The organism is Catellatospora vulcania (assembly GCF_009720385.1).
In the GTDB taxonomy this organism is placed as follows: domain Bacteria; phylum Actinomycetota; class Actinomycetes; order Mycobacteriales; family Micromonosporaceae; genus Catellatospora; species Catellatospora vulcania.
This window is the reverse complement of sequence record NZ_WARX01000014.1, coordinates 24,824-39,926: the sequence shown is the minus strand read 5'-3', so window position 1 is coordinate 39,926 and position 15,103 is coordinate 24,824. Positions and strand designations below refer to the sequence as shown.

Here is a 15,103-nt window from a genome sequence, read left to right as displayed (position 1 = left end):
ACGTCCTCGCAGATCAACGAAGCATCCGCGAGGACGTGCCGAATCAGCTGTCCTAGCGGAACCGCAGCGCGGTCGGCCCCTGGACCTTCGAGCCGCGGCGCTGCTTGGCCGGCATCGCCGCGAGCCGCTCGCGCAGCTCGACGGCGTACATGGCCAGCGCCTCGACCAGGTCGGGGACGGACGCGTGTTCGGGCTGCACGTCGACACGCAGACCGAACTCCAGCGCGGTCTCGGCCGTCTTCGGGCCGATCACCGATACGACCGTACGCTGGTGCGGCTTGCCGGCGATACCTACCAGATTGCGCACTGTGGAGCTTGACGTGAACAGGACCGCGTCGAATCCACCCGACTTGATGGCGTTGCGGATCTCCTCCGGCGGCGGGGCAGCCCGCACGGTCCGGTACGCCGTGACGTCGTCGACCTCCCAGCCGCGCTCGGTGAGCCCGGCGGCGAGCGTCTCGGTCGCGATGTCGGCGCGGGGCAGCAGCACCCGGCCCACCGGGTCGAAGATCTCGTCGTACGGCGCGAACTCGGCGAGCAGGCCCTCGCTGGACTGGTCGCCCGCGGGCACCAGCTCGGGCTGGATGCCGAACGCGCGGACCGCCTCGGCGGTCGCCTCGCCGATGCAAGCGATCTTGACGCCGCCGAAGTGGCGGGCGTCGAGGCCGTGCTCGGCGAACTTCTCCCACACCGCGCGGACGGCGTTGGCGCTGGTGAAGATGACCCACGCGTACCGGCCGTCGACCAGGCCCTTGATCGCCCGCTCCATCTGGGCCGGGGTCCGGGGCGGCTCGACCGCGATCGTCGGCACCTCGCACGGGATGGCCCCGTACGCCCGCAGCCGCGCGCTCATCACGCCCGCCTGCTCCTTGGTACGCGGCACCAGCACCCGCCAGCCGTACAGCGGCCGCCGCTCCCACCAGCCGAGCTTGTCCAGGTTCTGCACGCCGCCGCCGACGGTCACCACGACGCGGCCGGAGAAGCCCAGCGCCGCGGCGACGAAGCTGTCCACCGACGAGGTCGTCGTGTACTGCGTGTCCCCGGTGCCGTCACCGGTGATCGCCACCGGCGAGGTGCCGTCGACGCCCGCGGCCAGCAGGCCGTCGCGCACCGAGGCGAGGTCGCCCGCGTCCACGGCCAGCGCGACCGAGCCGTGCCGCACCGCGGCGGCCAGCCCGTCGAAGTCGAGCGTGGTGACGTCGTCGACGTCGGCGGCGGTGCGCACGCCGGTCAGCGGCACGCCCGCGTAGGTCGCCACCCCGGCGGCCTGGGGCACGCCGGGCACGACCGCGAAGCGCACGTTGGTCCGGGCGACGGCCTGGACCTCCTTGACCACAGCATCGTGGCCGAAGGGGTCACCGGTCACCAGGTGCACCGCGTTGCGTCCGGACCGCGCCTCGGACAGCAGCACCTTGGCCACGTCCCCGGGCACGCCCTCGGCGGGGCTGTATTCGGTCAGTTCGCCGGTCTCGGCCCGCAGCGTGTCGAGCAGCGCGTCGGGCACGCTGCGGTCGTACACGATGTGGTCGGCTTCGAGCAGCGTGTCGTACGCGCGGCGGGTGAGCAGTCCCGGGTCACCGGGTCCAGCCCCGACGAACGCGACGTGCCCGGCGGGCTTACGGGTGCGGGTCATTCTGCACTCCCAAGTACATTCTCGGCACCGTCTTCGAGCAGGTCGGCGGCCAGAGCCCGCCCGATCTGCTCGGCCTCGGCGAGCGTTCCGGTGCGCGACAGTCGGAGGGCGAACCGCCCGTCCACGCTGATCACCGCACCGCGCAGGTAGATCTCGTCGTCTTCGGTTGTCTCGGCCAGCGCGGCGACGGGTGCGCTGCACCCTGCCTCCAGCGCGGCCAACAGCGCCCGCTCGGCGGTGACCGCCGCGCGGGTCGCCCGGTGGTCGAGCGCGGCGAGCGCCTCGACCAGGTCGGCATCTGCGGACCGGCACTCGATGGCCAGCGCGCCCTGGGCGGGGGCCGGCAGCATCAGCATCGGGTCCAGGATCTCGGTGACCTCGGCGGCGCGGCCCAGCCGGGCCAGGCCCGCGCGGGCCAGCACGACCGCGTCCAGCTCGCCGTCGGCGACCTTGCGCAGCCGGGTGTCGACGTTGCCGCGGATCGGCACGGTCGTCACGGGCAGGCCCAGCGCGTTGATCTGCGCGATGCGGCGCAGCGCGCCGGTGCCGATGACGGCGCCGGAGGGCAGCTCGGCCAGGGTCAGCCCGTCCCGGGCGATCAGGGCGTCGCGCGGGTCGGCCCGCTCGGGCACGGCCGCGATGGACAGGCCGTCGGCGGGCGCGGTGGGCAGGTCCTTGTACGAGTGCACCGCGAAGTCGATCTCTTTGGCGGTGAGCGCGTCCCGCAGCGCGGAGACGAACACGCCCACGCCGAGCTGCTGGACCGGAGCCGACGAGCGGTCCCCCGCCGTCGTGATCTCCACGAGCTCGACCCGCAGGCCGGTCGCCGCGGTCACCATGTCCGCCACGGTCTGCGACTGCGCCATCGCGAGGGCGCTGCCTCTCGTACCGAGGCGGAGCACGCCTGTGCTGTTCATCAGGCACCCCCCTTCAAATCTGGCACATCTGCCACCGTGGTGTGGTCCGGCGATCCGGGGATCACCGACAGGTCGAACAGGTCGCGCAGCAGGCTGGCGTACGCCTCTCCGCCGGGCTCGGCGGCCAGCTGGCGCACCCGCACCGTGGGCTGATGCAGCAGGCGCTGCACGATCCGGTGCACGGTGTGCGCCACGTCGGCGCGCTGCTCCTCGGTCAGGTCGGCGCGGCGCTGGGCGAGACGGCGCAGCTCGGCGCTGACCACGTCATCGGCGCGGGCCCGCAGCGCGGCGACCGTGGGCGCCACCTCGGCGCCGCGCAGCCAGCTCGCGTACGAGTCGACCTCGCCCGCCACGATCTCCTCCACGGCCGCGACCTCGCGGTCGGCGGACGAGCGGGGGCAGACCGGGGCGCCGGCGGTGGCCGGGTCCAGCACGGTGCCCAGGCGTGCGACGTCGACCAGCCGCACTCCGGGAAGCTCGGCGACGGCCGGTTCGACGTCGCGCGGCATCGCCAGATCGATGATAGTCAGGATCTTGTGCGATCCCGTGCGCGCCGCACCGACGTTCTCGGTCGTGAGCACGTGGCCGGTGGACGCGGTCGCGGTGATCACGACGTCGGCCTCGGCCAGCAGCTCGGGCAGTCGCTCGATCGGGGCGGCGGCGGCGCCGTACGCGTCGGCCAGCCGCTGCGCCCGGTCCAGCCCGCGGTTGACCACGGTGACCGTGCCCGCGCCGCGGCGGGTCAGCTCGGCGACGCTCAGCGCGCCCATCGCCCCGGCGCCGATCACGAGCCAGTGGTGGCAGTCGGCGGAGTTGGCCACGGCGTGGTCCAGGGCCGCGCTGACCATGCTGCGCGGCGCGTGGTCGATGCCGGTCTCGGCGTGCGCCCGCTTGCCGACCCGCAGCGCCTGCTGGAGCAGCTCGTGCAGCACCTTGCCGGCCGCGTCGGCCTCGACAGCCTGCTGGTACGCCTCGCGGAGCTGGCCGAGGATCTGCGCCTCGCCGGCGACCATCGAGTCGAGCCCGGCGGCGACCCGGAAGACGTGACGCACCGCGTCCTGCCCGTGGTGCACGTAGAGGGTGTTCGCCAGCTGCTCGGCGGGCACCCCGGACAGCTCGGACAGCACCTCGCCGAGGTGGCTCAGGCCGAGGTGGAACGCGGGCACGGCGGCGTAGACCTCGACCCGGTTGCAGGTGGAGACCACGACCGCCTCGGCCAGCTCGCCGCCGGACAGCAGCCGGGGCAGTGCCTGCGGGCCTTCGACCAGCGACAGCTTCTCCAGCAGTTCCACCGGCGCGGTCCGGTAGGACGCGCCGACCACGATGAGGTTCACGCGGCCACCTCTCCTCGCGCGGCGACGGGGCTGCCGTTGCGGGCCACCGTCTTGGCAAGTTCGGCCCCGCGGGCCAGGGCTTTGGCCTGCTCGGCCCCGCGGGCGGATTTGCGGTGCTCATGGAACGAGAGGATCTGCAGCTCGACGGCGAGATCCACCTTGCGGACATCGACCTGCTCCGGGAGGTTGAGCACCACCGGGGCGAAGTTCAGGATGCTGGTGACGCCGGCCGCGACGAGCTGGTCGGCGACGGCCTGGGCGGCTCCGGCGGGGGTGGCCAGCACGGCGATGGAGATCGCCTCGGACTTGACCACCTCGGGGATGTCGCCGATGTGCCGCACCGCGATGCCGTTGATCAGCTCGCCGACCCGGGTGAGATCCGCGTCGAACAGGGCTGCGATGCGGAAGCCGCGGCTGGCGAAACCGGCGTAGCCGGCCAGCGCGTGGCCGAGGTTGCCGACGCCGACCAGGGCGACCGCCCGGCGCTTGTTCAGGCCGAGGATGTACTCGATCTGGCCGACCAGGGGCTCGATGTCGTACCCGACGCCGCGGGTGCCGTACGAGCCGAGGTGGGACAGGTCCTTGCGGAGCTTGGCCGAGTTGACCCCCGCGGCGAGCGCGAGGCCCTCGCTGGAGACCGTGTCGTGGCCGGTCTCTGCGAGGTGATGCAGGGCACGCAGATACTCGGGCAGGCGGGCCACCGTCGCCTCGGGCAGATCCGGGAAATCCGGCTGGCTACCCAGAACTGCGGAGGGCGTGACCGCGCCGACACGGCCGGTGATCCCGGCTTCGTGACCGGTGCGCTGCTGACTCATGAGACTCCGTGCCGAACAAGGCTTAGACCCCAGATCACATGGCCGAACGGCTCTGTGCTAGCGGGGAACGTCGAGGTAACAGACTAAGCGCTTGTGAACAGGTGCACAAATCGCGATCTTGAAAGCGCGCCCATCCGGGATCGCGAATCGGCCAGAATGCCCCCGCGGCATGTGTGCCCCCACTCTGGCCGAACCCCATGCCACCCGTCACGGAGAGTCGCCGGAAAGGCGGTTCGCGACGGGCGTCCGGATGGGCGCTGCTCCGCGATTATGTCGCAACCCTGACAATCGCTACCAAAACACGCCCACTTGATCCGGTGTATAACCGGCTGAAAGCCGCTATTCGCCCAAAGCGCTTACAGCCGTCGGCGGCGAGGTGCTTCCAGAGACGAACGTCACGCCGCGAGCGCGACCGCCTCCAGCAGCGAGTCCGCCACCGGTACGCCGTACGCGCGCAGCTTGGCGGGGTCGGTGAAGCCGCCGGTGTAGAGCACGCAGCGCGCCCCCACCGCCGCGGCCGCGTCGGCGTCGTCGATGGAGTCGCCGATCAGCACCACGTCGGCGCCCTCCAGGCGCAGCTCGGCCAGGTGCCGCTTCAGGTGGCCGGCCTTGTGCGCCTGCTCCCCGCCCAGCCGCTCCCGCAGCCCGTCCACCCGGATGAAGTGCGACGTCAGCTCGTACCGGGTGACGGTCGGCACCAGCTCCTCGTGGAACCACATGGACAGCAGCGACTGCGTCCCGGTCCAGCCGCGCAGCGCGTCCAGCGCGCCGGCGGCCAGGGCCAGCTCGGCCAGGCCGGTACGGTACGCGTCGTGGAAGATCCGGTCCAGCTCGGCGAACTCGGCCTCGGTGATCGGGCGGCCCAGCACCGAGCCGTAGTACTCGCTGATCGGGCGGCGGAAGTCACGGCGGTGCTCGTCGGCGGTCACCTTGATCGACAGACCGGGCGCGGCCACCTCGAACGCGACGTTGGTGGCGTTCACGACCAGGTGCAGGTCGTCGACGAGGGTGCCGTTCCAGTCCCAGACAAGGTGCTTCGCGCCGCGCTTCATCGCGCCAGATTACCCGTGCCGCCCCTGCTCAGGGTGCCCGGCCCGGCCGTGGCGGCGAGTCGGCGCGGGCGGTCAGACAGCCTTGGCGAGGTCGCGGCGCAGCCGCTGTTCCTCCACCCGCCAGTAGCCGTGCTCACGGCCATCGAGCATGATCACCGGGATGCGGTCGCCGTACTCGGCCTCCAGCTCCCGGTCGCCGGAGATGTCGATCTCGGCGTACGGCTCGCCGATGCGCTCCAGCGCCGCCACCGCGTCCTCGCACAGGTGGCAGCCGGGCCGGGTGTAGAGAGTCAGTCGGGTCACGGCTTCATTCTCACAGCAGGCCTTTGCGAACCTTGCCGATGACCGAGTACGGCAGGCTGTCGGCGAACTCGATCGCGCTCGGGCACTTGAACCGGGCCAGGTTGCGTGCACAGTGCGCGGCCAGCTCCGCCGCGGTGACCTCGCCGCGCTGCACCGGCACCACCACCGCGCGCACCTGCTGCCCGGTCATCGGGTGCGGCGCGGCCAGCACGGCCGCCTGGGCCACGCCCGGGTGCGCCAGCAGCACCTGCTCCACCTCGGCCGGGTACACGTTGAAGCCGCTGACCAGGATCAGCTCGCCGAGCCGGTCGACCAGGAACAGGTCGCCGTCGCCGTCGGCGTAGGCCACGTCGCGGGTGGGCCACCAGCCGTCGGCGTCCGGGCCGCCCCGGCCGTCGGGCCAGTACCCGGCGAACAGGTTCTCCCCACGGGCCAGGATCTCGCCCGGATCGGTGCCCGGCGAATCCGGCACGTCGAGGTCGAGGTCGTCCTCGTCGGCGGCGCCGAGCGGCTCCCCGCCCCGCCACACGTCCTCGCCGGCCCGGTTCACCAGGCGCAGCTCGACCCCGGGCAGCGGCCGCCCGATGGAGCCCGGCTTGGCCGCCGGGGCGGTGACGGTCGAGGCCAGCACCGGCGCGGTCTCGGTCAGCCCGTAGCCGACCTGCACGGTGTGCCCGGTCAGCGCGGTGAACCGGGCCGCCGCGGCGGGTTCCAGCGCGGCCGCGCCGCACACCGCCAGCCGCACCGAGCGCAGCCGCTCGGCGATGTCCGGCACCGCGCTCCAGGCCAGGAACATCGGCGGCACGCCGACCAGCACGCTCACCTGATGCTCGGCGATCAGCGCGGCGGAGCCGACGGGGTCGAAGTCGGCGACCAGCACGCCCGCCGCGCCGTGGCACAGCACCGAGCCCAGGCCGGTGTTGAGCCCGTACGCGTGGAACAGCGGCAGCGCCAGCAGCACCGTGTCGCCCGCGCCGACCAGCGGCGGCTCGACGGCGGCCAGCTGCCGGTGGTTGGCCAGCAGTGCCGCGTGCGGCAACATGGCGCCCTTGGGCACGCCTTCCGTGCCGGAGGTGTAGAGCAGCAGCGCCAGCCCGTCGCCCGCGTCCTCGGCGGGTGCTGTGCCCGCGGCGAGCGGCAGCGCGGTCAGCGGGTGCGCCACCGCGTCGGCGACCCCGGCCAGCAGCTCCTGCGGCGCGACCAGCACCTGCGCCCCACTGTCGGCCAGCACGTGGCCCAGCTCGCGCGGGGTGAGCCCGGGGTTGCAGGGCACGGCCACCAGCCCGGCGCGTAGCACGGCCAGCAGGGCGACGGGGAAGTCGAGGCCGTTGGGCAGGGCGATCGCGACACGCGCGGGAAACCCGTTCGAGGCGGGCAATGCCAGCCCGTGCAGGCCGCGCGCCGCGGCGTCGACCTGCGCGTCCCACTCCGCCCAGGTCAGGCTGTCCTCACCCGCGCGCAGCGCGATGCGGTCCGGGGTCGCGGCGGCGTGCTGGCGCAGCAGTGTGGCGAGGTTCACGGAGGCTGAGTTTTCCACAGCGCGGCTCGCGAGCCCACCCCTCGCGTTCACCGTCCTGACACGACGCCGTCACAGCCGCCGCTGTCACGGGGACTACGAGGGCATCACCCGGCCGGGTGAGCCGCCTCGAAACTTTCGGTTAGTACGCGGACCAGCGCACAACGTGTGCGACGACACCTACGGGGGTCGGTGCAACATTTCGGTCCGGCGTGTAACTGACTCCACACCGCTGGGTGAGTTGGGGCCTTTATAGTCCTCAGGGTCGGCTCACCCTTTTTGCCCATGAGTCGACACCCCTCAGCCAGAGGAGGCCTTTGTGCCGTTTATCGCACCGAACGAGTACCTCATGGGTGTTCAGCGGCTTATGGTGGAGATTGCCCGGTACGCCGGAGAGCGCACGCGTCCTCCTCAGTACCGGGGCGGATCGGTCTGGGGGCACGCGGAGGTGGCGGGATGAGTTCTCTGTTGTTCGGCGACGAGCTGGTCACCAGCGAAGTGGCGGCGGCCCGTCGGGCCCTGGTCGACGGCCTGACGCTGCTCCGTACTTCGCTCAACGAAATGCTGGCCACGGCGGTACGAGGCGACGGCGGCACCCAGCGCATTCGCACCCGGCAGACCAACGACGCCACTGCCCGGCACCAGCCTCCGGGCACCAAGCCGGTGGGCGGGCGGGTCAACGGGCGCAGCGCCCCCACCCAGGCCAGCGGCTCCGCGGTGGAGAGCGGCGAGACGCAGGTCCTGCCGGCCGTCGAGGAGGGCGGCACCGGCACCGGGGGCACCGGCTACCCGGACCGGCCCGATCCCAGCGATGCCGCGCACGAGGTGTGGACGCTGGTCGAGCGGGCCCAGCAGGGCGACTCGGCGGCGTTCGGGCTCATCTACGACCGGTACGTCGACACGGTCTTCCGGTTCATCTACTTCCGGGTCGGCAACCGGCCGCTGGCCGAGGACCTGACCTCGGACACCTTCCTGCGCGCGCTCAAGCGCATCAGCAGCTTCACCTGGCAGGGCCGCGACCTGGGCGCGTGGCTGGTCACCATCGCCCGCAACCTGGTCGCCGACCACTTCAAGTCCGGCCGGTACCGGCTGGAGGTCACCACGGGCGACGTCCTGGACGCCGACCGGGAGGACCGCGGCCCCGAGGGCAGCCCCGAGACCGCGGTGGTCGACCACATCACGAACGTGGCGCTGCTGACCGCGGTCAAGCAGCTCAACCCTGAGCAGCAGGAGTGCATCGTGCTGCGGTTCCTCCAGGGCTTCTCTGTCGCGGAGACCGCGCAGGCGATGGGCAAGAACGAGGGCGCGATCAAGGCCCTCCAGTACCGCGCCGTACGCGCGCTCGCCCGCCTGCTGCCCGAGGGGTTCCAACCGTGAATGTGACTCACATCACTATGGGTGACCCGTCACCCCTGGCGGCCGTAACTGATCGTGCCCTGGTCCCGTTTGACCGAGTGCGAGCGGCATTCTCAGCGTTCGCCGTAACCATCACCGCGATCAGCGAAGGGGGGTGCCCGCGGTGAACAACATCTCCTTGTTCGATCGTGGGCGTGCCGAGCGCTTCGCCCAGCTAGTCGACGAGGCCAACGGCGGCCGCCGTCACCACACCCGGTCCCGCCTCGACAGCCAGCTCGCCGAGCTGGTCACCGTCGGCCAGCAGCTGCGTACCGTGGCCCTGCCCGGCGTGCCCGAGGCCAACTTCAAACGGGATCTGCGCGCTCAGCTGATCGCCACCGCGGAACGCGAGGGCATCGGCGTGACCGCCCGGACCGACGTCGAGGACCAGCGCGCCACGGCGCCGTGGTCGGCTCGCACACCCGGCCGGGTCCGCGCCCGCGGCGCCATCGTCATCGGTATCGCGGCCGGCACCCTGGCGCTGTCCGGTGTCTCGGTGGCCAGCGGTGAGGCGATCCCCGGCGACGCCCTCTACGGCGTCAAGCGGCAGACCGAGAAGGCCCAGCTCGCGCTGGCCGGCTCGGACCTGTCCCGCGGCCGGCTCTACCTCGAGTTCGCCCGCACCCGCCTGTCGGAGGCGCACGCCGTGCGCACCGACGCCACCGGGTTCGGGGCCGCGCTCACCGACATGGACGCCGACACCACGCAGGGCATCCGGATGCTGATCACGTCCGCCATGGCGCGACGCGACACCTCCGCCCTGGACGCGGTCGACCGGTTCGTCGCCGACCAGCGGATGCTCGTCGGGCAGCTGCTCGACGGCAGCACCGACCGGGAGAAGGTCACCGGCTCGCTGTCCCTGCTGGACCGGATCGAGAAGCGCTCCGCTGCGGCTCGTACGGCGCTGGCCTGCGGGGCGGGTGCGAACGGCAGCGACCGGCTCGGCTCCGTGCCCGGCGCCTGCGCCAACACGGTCAACCAGGCCCCGCGGCCGGAGCAGCAGCCGCAGCCGGCCGAGACGACCAAGGAGAACGCCAAGCCGGGCAGCAACGGCAACCCCGCCGCCCCGCAGGCGTCGGCGAGCCCGAACGCCTCGGCGTCGCCCGCGGCACCGGACAGCGAGCCGACCGAGCAGGCACAGGACGACGGCCTGCTCGACGAGCTGGGACGGATCCTCGGCGGCCTGCTCGGCTAGCCCGGACGCCAAGCACCACGGGGGCGCGATGCCGGCAACGGCGTCGCGCCCCTACTGTGTGCGGCGGCCTGAGCCGCATACGCTCTAGCGGTCCGGCCCCGCGCACCCGGCACCCCGCGTTCCCCGCAGAAGGAGGGCCCCGATGGCAAGCCGTCGCAGTCCCGCGCAGCCGACCGCCGCCGTCGGCGCGGCCGTGCCACCGATGCCCCCGCTCGTCATGCCGATGCCGCTGGCCGAGCCGCCCGTCCCGGTCGCCGACCGCACCGGGGCCGCGTTCTTCGACGTCGACAACACGATGATGCAGGGCGCCTCGCTGTACTACTTCGCCCGCGGCCTGGCCTCGCGGCGTTACTTCACCACCATCGACCTGGCCAAGTTCGCCATCCGCCAGGCCCGGTTCCGGCTGCTGGCCGCCGAGCACTCCGGCGACATCGCGCAGGCCCGCGAGGCGGCGCTCGCCTTCATCAACGGCTGGAAGGTCGACGACGTCCAGCGGCTCAGCGAGGAGATCTTCGACGAGCTGATGGCCGACCGCATCTGGTCCGGCACCCGTGCGCTCGCCGACCAGCACCTCGCCGCGGGCCAGCGGGTCTGGCTGGTCACCGCCGCCCCCGTGGAGCTGGGCCGGGTCATCGCGGCGCGGCTCGGCCTCACCGGCGCGCTGGGCACGGTCGCCGAGATCCGCGACGGGGCGTACACCGGCCGCCTGGTCGGCGAGATGATGCACGGCCCGGCCAAGGCGCACGCCATCGAGGCGCTGTCCGCCGCCGAAGGGCTGGACCTGTCCCGCTGCACCGCGTACAGCGACTCCATCAACGACGTTCCGATGCTGACCAGCGTCGGCCGCGCGGTCGCCGTCAACCCCGACAGCGCGCTGCGCCGGATGGCCCGCACCCAGGGCTGGGACATCCGCGACTTCCGCTCCGCGCGCAAGGCCGCCAAGGTCGCCGTGCCCATGGCGCTAGGCGCGGGCGTGCTGGCCGGCGCGGTCGCGGGCGGCCTGGCGCTGAACCGCCGCCGGAAGAAGACGTGACCCTGCCCGGACGGCGCACCACCCCACCGCCGACGGACCTGTCACCACCCGGACTGCACCGGCACCCGGCCACCCTGCCGGTGACCCGTGCCGTGGCCCTACTGGCGGCCCTCGGCGCGGCGGGTCTCATGCTCGCGCTGAGCCCGCGGCAGCCTGCCCCGCCCCGTTCGGCCGAACCCGCGCTCACCGAGGCGTACCCGGGCGCGACCGCGCAGGACACCCCCGGCACGCTGGCCGACGGGTCGGTGTACAGCCCGCTCTACTTCGTCAGCGCGACCGCATCCGTCGGCACCGCGCTGTCCGGCGACGACCTTCGCCTGCTGCTGCGCGACCGGGGCGGCGAGCGCGAGCTGCGCCGCATGCCCAAGGACAGCGCCGCCGAGTTCGCCGGGTTCACCAGCGACGGCACGATCCTGGCCTGGATGGAGCTGAGCAGCGACACCGACGGCGCGGCCCGCAGCGGCGTCTGGACGGTCCGGCTCGACGGCGGCGCGCCGCGCCTGGTCACCGAGGACACCGGCCCCGTGATGCTCTTCGACAAGCAGGGCGACCTGGCCCTGCACGACGGAATGCTGAGCTGGATGGCCGACACCGGCAGACCCGGCTTCTCCGCGATCCGTACGGTGCCGCTGGCGGGCGGCAAGCCCGTCGTGCAGGAGCTGGCCGGCGGGTACGCCATCAGCGCCTGGCCCTGGCTGGTCGGCGAACCGGTCGCCGACGGCGGCTCGATCGAGCTGGCCAACCCCCAGACGGCCGAGCGCATCCTCGTCGGCGTGCAGGCCGGCGAGCTGATGAGCTGCTCGGCGACCTGGTGCCGGTCGCTGATCATCGGCAGCACCGAGGCGTCCACCGTCATCGAGCTGCTGCGCCCGGACGGCTCCGAGCGCCTGCGCACGGTCACCGGCGCGGTCTCCTCCGCCATCACCGACGTCGCGGTGCTGGACCGGTTCGAGGTCTACACCCGCTCCACCCAGGGCCTGACCACGACCCGCGTCATGCTCTACGACCTGAAGACCCGCAGCCTCACCCTGGTCACCGCGAACGCGGGCCGGGTCGCCTCCCGCGGCGGCGTCCTCTGGTGGTCCACCGGCGACAACGAAACCCTCACCTACCACGCCCTCGACCTGCGCACCCTCCCCTGACCACCCACCCACCCGCCCGCCGCCCCGCAAGATCGCCTGCGGTTTCGGGGAAACTGCGCCCACCGGCCTCCGCTTTCGTGCGCTTTCCCGGAAACTGCACGGAGCGCGCGGCGGGTGTCAGGCGGCGAAGGGGTCCGGGCGGAGTTCGAGGGTTTCGTGGAGCATCGTCTGGATGGTCTCGCGGACCTGGTCGGCGAGGTTGAAGACGACCGCGGGGTCGTCCGCGCCGTCGGCGTACGGCGTGGTGTGGATGGGCTCGCCGAAGCGGATCAGCCACTTGCTCGGCAGCGGGACCAGGCCCAGCGGCCCGAGCCACGGGAAGGTCGGGGTGACCGGGAAGTACGGTGTGCCGATCAGCCGGGCCAGCGGCTTGATGTTGCCGAGCAGCGGGTAGATCTCCTCCGCGCCGACGATGGCCACCGGCACGATGGGCTTGCCGGTGCGCAGCGCCGCCGACACGAAACCGCCCCGGCCGAAGCGCTGCAGCTTGTACCGGTCGGCGAAACGCTTGCCGACGCCCTTGAAGCCTTCCGGGAACACCCCGACCAGCTCCTCGGCGTTCAGCAGCCGCTCCACGTCGGGGTTGCAGGCCAGCGTGGCGCCCGACTTGCGGGCCAGTTCCGACACGAACGGCATACGGAACACGAAGTCGGCCCCGAGCAGCCGCAGGTACCGGTGGGCCGGGTGCTCGTCGTGGCAGGCGACCGACAGCATCAGCGCGTCCAGCGCGACGGTGCCCGAATGGTTGCCGACGACCAGCGCTCCGCCCTCGGCGGGCAGGTTCTTGACGTCGATCACCTCGGTGCGGAACCAGCGCCGGTAGAGCTGGCGCAGCACCGGCTGGAAAACCTGCTCGGTCAGCTCGGGGTCGAACCCGAACTCGTCGATCTGGTACTGCCCGGACAGGCGGCGGCGCAGGAACGCCAGGCCCGCGGCGACCCGCTCGTCGAACTCGTCGTCGACCTCGGGGACCGTCACCTGCCCGCCCTCCCCTGCTTCTCGCGCACCGATCTGATCATGTCGAGCATCCGCTGCTCGGCCGCGGCCACCAGCGCGGGCGTGATGACCGCGCCCGGCTTCTGCGCGTGGACGAAGTCGTCGAAGGCGTCGGCCGTCGAGCGGGGCGTGAAGCCATACTCTCGGACCAGCCGCGCGGTGTCGACCACCCGCCCGTGCACGAAGAGGTCCACCTGGTCCAGGCTCAGCCCGGCCACCCCGCGGCCGAACGAGGCGGCGGCGTGCATGGCGGGCTCCAGCACCGGCAGCGCGATGCGCCCGGACCGGCGCACCGCCTGGGACAGGGTCAGCGTGCCCGGACCGGCCACGTTGAAGGTGCCCTGGTGGTCCTCCAGCACCGAGCGGCGCAGGATCTCCAGCGCGTCGTCGACATGGATGAACTGCAGTCGCGGGTCCCGCCCGAGCACCGTCGGCACCGCCGGGCGGGCCAGGAACTTCAGCAGCGCCGTGTCGGCCTGCGGGCCGATGAACGGGGCGAAGCGCAGCACGGTGGTGGTGACGCCGGGCCGCCGGCGGCGGAAGCCCCGCACGTACGACTCGATGTCGAGGATGTCGCGCCCGTAGCCGCCGCGCGGCACGTCCCGAGGCTCGGTGTCCTCGGTGAACACGGCCGGGTCGCGGAACGAGACACCGTACGCCGCCGTCGACGAGCGCACCACGAGCCGGCGCAGCGACGGCATCTGCTGGCAGGCGGCCAGCAACTGGAGCGTGCCGATGACGTTCTGGTCCTTCATCGCGGCCCGCCCACCGCCCTCAGGATCGGGCGAGGACATCACCGCGAGGTGCACGAGAGCCTCGGCGCCCAGCTTGACCAGCGACGAAGCGCCGTCGGTCAGATCGACCCGGCGCACCGCGACGTCGCGCAGCAGCGGCGCGAGCTCGGCGGGCGGATCCGCCCGGTCCACCCCGACCACCTTGTGGACCCGGGGGTCCGCGGCGATCCGGGCGGCGATGGTCGCGCCGAGGAACCGGCTGACGCCGGTGACGATGACGACCCGGGGAGCGCGTGCGCGATCGGCGGCGGAGCCGTTGGCGACCGCGATCATGACGCGCCTCCCCGGGGCGGCGAAGAATGAAGAGGAGCACCGCGAACCCCGCGAGCCGTACGGCCCGCAGCGGGTTTCGCGGGACTACGCCCGGGCCTGAGACCGTCGCAACGAATTCGCCGGTGGCGCGCGATCACGCGCCGCGAATCGGCCGGTCAGCTCCAGCGCCGGGCGCGGGCCTCACTTGCCGAGACGGCGACGCTGGACGCGGGTCTTGCGCAGCAGCTTGCGGTGCTTCTTCTTCGCCATACGCTTGCGGCGCTTCTTGACCACGGAGCCCATACGGCATCCCCTCGAAGTTGACGGTGGTGGAACCCGTTCAGGGTAGCCGAGCAGCCGCGAGCCCACTGCCAGGGGTCACCGTCAGGGTGAGCCGGGATACGGCGACGCTGTCAGCTAACGCTGCGGGGCTCGCAAGCTCACTCCTCGCGGTCGCCCTACTGCTCCGAGAACGCGCCCCGCAGGTACTCCTGAACCGCCTGCTCAGGGACCCGGAACGAGCGCCCCACCCGGACGGCGGACAACTCCCCCGAGTGGACCAGGCGGTAGACCGTCATTTTCGACACCCGCATCAGGGTCGCCACCTCGGCGACGGTGAGGAATCTGACCTCCGCCAGCCGCGCGTCCTGTCGTGTCGATCCGATCATGAGCAGGCCCACCTCCTCCGGTACAGGCCGCGCCGCCGGGCGGCGCGTCGCGGTCGCG

Annotated in this window: 14 protein-coding genes and 1 pseudogene; 4 read left to right on the top strand and 11 right to left on the bottom strand. The window is 72.6% G+C overall.

Annotated features, from left to right (window positions below):
- Positions 1-52: 52 nt before the first annotated feature.
- The 7 genes from F6W97_RS30310 to F6W97_RS30280 all read right to left on the bottom strand — a co-directional run bounded on the left by F6W97_RS30310 (position 53) and on the right by F6W97_RS30280 (position 7,573).
- Positions 53-1,633: a bifunctional uroporphyrinogen-III C-methyltransferase/uroporphyrinogen-III synthase gene (locus tag F6W97_RS30310; protein ID WP_155373996.1), complete on the bottom strand. Its 1,581-nt coding sequence runs from the start codon at positions 1,631-1,633 to the stop codon at positions 53-55.
- A complete protein-coding gene (gene hemC / locus F6W97_RS30305; RefSeq protein WP_155373995.1) occupies positions 1,630-2,550 on the bottom strand; it encodes a hydroxymethylbilane synthase in 921 nt (306 codons plus the stop codon). Before hemC ends, F6W97_RS30310 begins: the two co-directional genes overlap by 4 nt.
- Positions 2,550-3,884, bottom strand: a complete 1,335-nt coding sequence (locus F6W97_RS30300) for a glutamyl-tRNA reductase (protein WP_155373994.1) — start codon at positions 3,882-3,884, stop codon at positions 2,550-2,552. The genes hemC and F6W97_RS30300 overlap by 1 nt, the downstream gene beginning before the upstream one ends.
- Positions 3,881-4,699 carry a redox-sensing transcriptional repressor Rex gene (locus tag F6W97_RS30295; protein ID WP_155373993.1) on the bottom strand — a complete coding sequence of 273 codons (819 nt, stop codon included), beginning with the start codon at positions 4,697-4,699 and terminating at the stop codon, positions 3,881-3,883. The genes F6W97_RS30300 and F6W97_RS30295 overlap by 4 nt, the downstream gene beginning before the upstream one ends.
- A gap of 395 nt (positions 4,700-5,094) precedes the next feature.
- Complete coding sequence (locus F6W97_RS30290) at positions 5,095-5,751, bottom strand: HAD family hydrolase (RefSeq protein WP_155373992.1); 657 nt, start codon at positions 5,749-5,751, stop codon at positions 5,095-5,097.
- 72 nt (positions 5,752-5,823) lie between these two features.
- Positions 5,824-6,054, bottom strand: coding sequence for a glutaredoxin family protein (locus F6W97_RS30285; protein ID WP_155373991.1), 231 nt, complete (start codon positions 6,052-6,054; stop codon positions 5,824-5,826).
- 10 nt (positions 6,055-6,064) lie between these two features.
- Positions 6,065-7,573 (bottom strand): AMP-binding protein, encoded by a 1,509-nt coding sequence (locus tag F6W97_RS30280; protein ID WP_155373990.1) that lies wholly within the window; start codon positions 7,571-7,573, stop codon positions 6,065-6,067.
- Between the two features lie 558 nt (positions 7,574-8,131).
- On the opposite strand from F6W97_RS30280, the gene F6W97_RS30275 reads away from it, so the two are divergent.
- The 4 genes and pseudogenes from F6W97_RS30275 (at position 8,132) to F6W97_RS30260 (ending at position 12,335) form a co-directional block, all read left to right on the top strand.
- The gene (locus tag F6W97_RS30275) at positions 8,132-8,947 is read left to right on the top strand and encodes an ECF subfamily RNA polymerase sigma factor, BldN family (protein WP_407924626.1); all 816 of its coding nucleotides are present in this window, start codon (positions 8,132-8,134) and stop codon (positions 8,945-8,947) included.
- A 133-nt stretch (positions 8,948-9,080) separates the two neighbouring features.
- Positions 9,081-9,938: pseudogene (locus F6W97_RS30270) on the top strand (DUF5667 domain-containing protein); the annotation flags it as partial.
- A gap of 364 nt (positions 9,939-10,302) precedes the next feature.
- Entirely contained in the window at positions 10,303-11,193 is an 891-nt protein-coding gene (locus tag F6W97_RS30265; protein WP_407924621.1) for an HAD family hydrolase, read from the top strand.
- Positions 11,190-12,335, top strand: a complete 1,146-nt coding sequence (locus tag F6W97_RS30260; protein ID WP_155373987.1) for a TolB-like translocation protein — start codon at positions 11,190-11,192, stop codon at positions 12,333-12,335. The genes F6W97_RS30265 and F6W97_RS30260 overlap by 4 nt, the downstream gene beginning before the upstream one ends.
- Positions 12,336-12,452: 117 nt before the next feature.
- Here F6W97_RS30260 and F6W97_RS30255 read toward each other — a convergent pair whose 3' ends face one another.
- The 4 genes from F6W97_RS30255 to F6W97_RS30240 form a co-directional block, all read right to left on the bottom strand.
- Positions 12,453-13,313, bottom strand: coding sequence for a lysophospholipid acyltransferase family protein (locus F6W97_RS30255; RefSeq protein WP_155373986.1), 861 nt, complete (start codon positions 13,311-13,313; stop codon positions 12,453-12,455).
- Positions 13,310-14,398: an NAD-dependent epimerase/dehydratase family protein gene (locus F6W97_RS30250; RefSeq protein WP_155373985.1), complete on the bottom strand. Its 1,089-nt coding sequence runs from the start codon at positions 14,396-14,398 to the stop codon at positions 13,310-13,312. The genes F6W97_RS30255 and F6W97_RS30250 overlap by 4 nt, the downstream gene beginning before the upstream one ends.
- Positions 14,399-14,578: 180 nt before the next feature.
- Positions 14,579-14,680, bottom strand: coding sequence for a 30S ribosomal protein bS22 (locus F6W97_RS30245; RefSeq protein WP_007465623.1), 102 nt, complete (start codon positions 14,678-14,680; stop codon positions 14,579-14,581).
- Between the two features lie 155 nt (positions 14,681-14,835).
- Positions 14,836-15,045 carry a helix-turn-helix domain-containing protein gene (locus F6W97_RS30240; protein ID WP_120321539.1) on the bottom strand — a complete coding sequence of 70 codons (210 nt, stop codon included), beginning with the start codon at positions 15,043-15,045 and terminating at the stop codon, positions 14,836-14,838.
- Positions 15,046-15,103 lie beyond the last annotated feature (58 nt).

What these genes read in the sequence shown, in the direction of transcription:
- F6W97_RS30310 (WP_155373996.1), bottom strand. Translation starts at nt 1,633, where the DNA reads ATGACCCGCACCCGTAAGCCCGCCGGGCACGTCGCGTTCGTCGGGGCT.
- hemC (WP_155373995.1), bottom strand. Translation starts at nt 2,550, where the DNA reads ATGAACAGCACAGGCGTGCTCCGCCTCGGTACGAGAGGCAGCGCCCTC.
- F6W97_RS30295 (WP_155373993.1), bottom strand. Translation starts at nt 4,699, where the DNA reads ATGAGTCAGCAGCGCACCGGTCACGAAGCCGGGATCACCGGCCGTGTC.
- F6W97_RS30290 (WP_155373992.1), bottom strand. Translation starts at nt 5,751, where the DNA reads ATGAAGCGCGGCGCGAAGCACCTTGTCTGGGACTGGAACGGCACCCTC.
- F6W97_RS30275 (WP_407924626.1), top strand. Translation starts at nt 8,132, where the DNA reads ATGCTGGCCACGGCGGTACGAGGCGACGGCGGCACCCAGCGCATTCGC.
- F6W97_RS30265 (WP_407924621.1), top strand. Translation starts at nt 10,303, where the DNA reads ATGGCAAGCCGTCGCAGTCCCGCGCAGCCGACCGCCGCCGTCGGCGCG.
- F6W97_RS30250 (WP_155373985.1), bottom strand. Translation starts at nt 14,398, where the DNA reads ATGATCGCGGTCGCCAACGGCTCCGCCGCCGATCGCGCACGCGCTCCC.
- F6W97_RS30245 (WP_007465623.1), bottom strand. Translation starts at nt 14,680, where the DNA reads ATGGGCTCCGTGGTCAAGAAGCGCCGCAAGCGTATGGCGAAGAAGAAG.
- F6W97_RS30240 (WP_120321539.1), bottom strand. Translation starts at nt 15,045, where the DNA reads ATGATCGGATCGACACGACAGGACGCGCGGCTGGCGGAGGTCAGATTC.